The organism is Amycolatopsis sp. SID8362 (genome assembly GCF_010550475.1).
GTDB classification, from domain to species: domain Bacteria; phylum Actinomycetota; class Actinomycetes; order Mycobacteriales; family Pseudonocardiaceae; genus Amycolatopsis; species Amycolatopsis eburnea.
Map to the genome: position 1 here is coordinate 1 of NZ_JAAGNB010000709.1, position 2,002 is coordinate 2,002.

General features: G+C 71.1%; 5 protein-coding genes. 1 reads left to right on the forward strand and 4 read right to left on the reverse strand.

The features are described from left to right. The 4 genes from G3I65_RS21870 to G3I65_RS21885 form a co-directional block, all read right to left on the reverse strand. A partial coding sequence (locus G3I65_RS21870; RefSeq protein ID WP_160697765.1) for a TIGR04222 domain-containing membrane protein occupies positions 1–388 on the reverse strand: 388 nt, incomplete at its 3' end. A 74-nt stretch (positions 389–462) separates the two neighbouring features. Next, a complete protein-coding gene (gene msrB / locus G3I65_RS21875) occupies positions 463–885 on the reverse strand; it encodes a peptide-methionine (R)-S-oxide reductase MsrB (RefSeq protein ID WP_160697766.1) in 423 nt (140 codons plus the stop codon). A 19-nt stretch (positions 886–904) separates the two neighbouring features. Further along, a complete protein-coding gene (locus tag G3I65_RS21880) occupies positions 905–1,210 on the reverse strand; it encodes a hypothetical protein (RefSeq protein ID WP_192782430.1) in 306 nt (101 codons plus the stop codon). Positions 1,211–1,263: 53 nt separating this feature from the next. Then, positions 1,264–1,764 (reverse strand): hypothetical protein, encoded by a 501-nt coding sequence (locus tag G3I65_RS21885; protein WP_203612457.1) that lies wholly within the window; start codon positions 1,762–1,764, stop codon positions 1,264–1,266. A 37-nt stretch (positions 1,765–1,801) separates the two neighbouring features. Between G3I65_RS21885 and G3I65_RS58605 the strand changes: the two genes are divergently transcribed. Beyond that, positions 1,802–2,002 (forward strand): hypothetical protein (locus G3I65_RS58605; protein ID WP_203612458.1); only part of this gene is annotated, 201 nt, incomplete at its 3' end.

The window sequence follows — 2,002 nt, forward strand, 5'->3', positions numbered from 1 at the left end:
GGCCGGCCAGCGCGGTTTCCAGCTCCCGCAGCTCCGGGTGCTCGGCGACGGCCGCGCGCACCCGGTCGACCGCGGAACCGTGCTTGCCGACCTTCTCCAGCGCCGCGCGGTCCAGCGCGTCGATCGCCGAGCCCTTGACCCGCGAGACCCGGCCGGTGCCGTCCAGCCGGATGACCTGCTGGTCCAGCAGGCGCGCGACGACGACTTCGGCGGCGCGCAGCCGCCCGCCGGTCAGCAGCGCGAGTTCTTCGGCCCGCTTCGGCGCTCCGCCGGCGTGCCCGCGCGCCAGCAGCGCCAGGCGTACCAAGGCCACCAGCGCCGTGAGGAGCAGCAGGGCCAGGTACAGGCCCGCGAACACCGGTCCGGGAATACCCCAGGTGTCGGTCATGAGTCCGCCCTCCCTCGTCCGTGTGCGGAGACTACGTTCGAGGAAGGGCGGCGGGTTGCTCGCTTAAGGAGGATTTAGGACTCGGGGACCAGTTTCAGCGAGATCGAGTTGATGCAGTAGCGCTGGTCGGTGGGCGTCGGATAGCCCTCGCCCTCGAAGACGTGTCCGAGGTGGCTGTGGCAGGAGGCGCAGAGCACCTCGATCCGCTTCATGCCCATCGCGCGGTCTTCACGCAGCAGCACGGCGTCGGAGTCGGCCGGGTCGAAGAAGGACGGCCAGCCGCAGTGGCTCTCGAACTTCGTGTCGCTGCGGAACAGCTCCGCACCGCACGCGCGGCACTCGTAGACGCCGGTCGTCTTCGTGTCGGTGTACTCGCCGGTGAACGGCCGTTCGGTGCCCGCCTGGCGGAGCACGGCGTACTCGTCGGGGCTGAGCTGCTGCCGCCATTCCTGCTCGGACTTCACGACGCGCGGGGTCGCGCCGACAACGGGTTTCATACCTTTCACCCGATCCACGTTACGCCGCGAGCCAGGCGAGGGCGTGCACCACGATGTCCCATGCGGTCACGATCACGCCGAGCACGATGAGCACCACGATCAGGGCCGACACCCAGTAGCGCAGCCCGCCGAGGCGGTTGCTGGAGTCGGCGAAGTCGGCCACGCCGTCCAGCGCCGCCTCGATGGTGAAGTTCGGACCGGAGCGTTCCATCCGGTCGAGGTGCTCGGCGAAGGCGCGCGCCTCGGGGTCGTAGGGGTCCAGGCCGACCAGGTCCTCGTGGAAGCGAGGATTCTGGCCCGGCAGCGAAGCTCCGTTCTCGGCCATACCCCCACGGTAGGCCATCGGCGCCCGTCAGCCCACCAGCGGCGCGTTAAGTCTCAGTAGCCGGAGCCGGCCGCGCCCTGCGGGCCGAGCCGGGTGTCGGCGTCGATGAGCATCTGGCCACCGCTCATGACGATCCGGTAGCCGTTGCGCGTGCCGTTGACCGTCAGGTTCATCGTGATCGAACCGTCGGAGTTCGAGCCGCCGCTGTCCGCGCGGGCGCTGGCGTAGTCGGTGACCTTGTTGTTCGCCCAGTAGTCGGCGAAGGCCTGCTCGCTGCCGTACACCTGCTGGGCGGCCGGGGTCAGCTTCGACCAGCCGCCGGCGGGGTTGTCGTAGAACGCCGTGAGCGCGCGGCCGGCGGCCCCGAAGTCGGTGATCTTGCTTTCCGGGACGGTCTTGCCGAGCCCGGCGGGCGCGTTCGTCGCGCTGCTCTCGCCGCTCTTCGGCGTGGTGTGGCCCGTCGTCGGCTGGGTGCCCGGCGACTGGGCGGTCTGGTCGCCGCCGGAGCCGCCGTTGGCGGAGTTCAGCACCAGGAACAGGACCACCGCGACCACGACGACCGCGGCGCCCGCCCCGGCGAAGATCGCATACTTGCGCTTGTTGTCCGGTTTCGGCGGGTTCGCCGAGTACTGCGGTGCCCTGGCCGACGGCGCGGCCGCGGGCATCGGTCTGGGCGGGGTGTTCGGCGGCGCGGACGGCGAGCGCATCGGCATGAACGCCGCGGTCGGGCGCGGCGGGTTCGACGCCGCCTTGTTCGCGGGCACCGGCGTGCCGACCGGCGGCGACGACGGT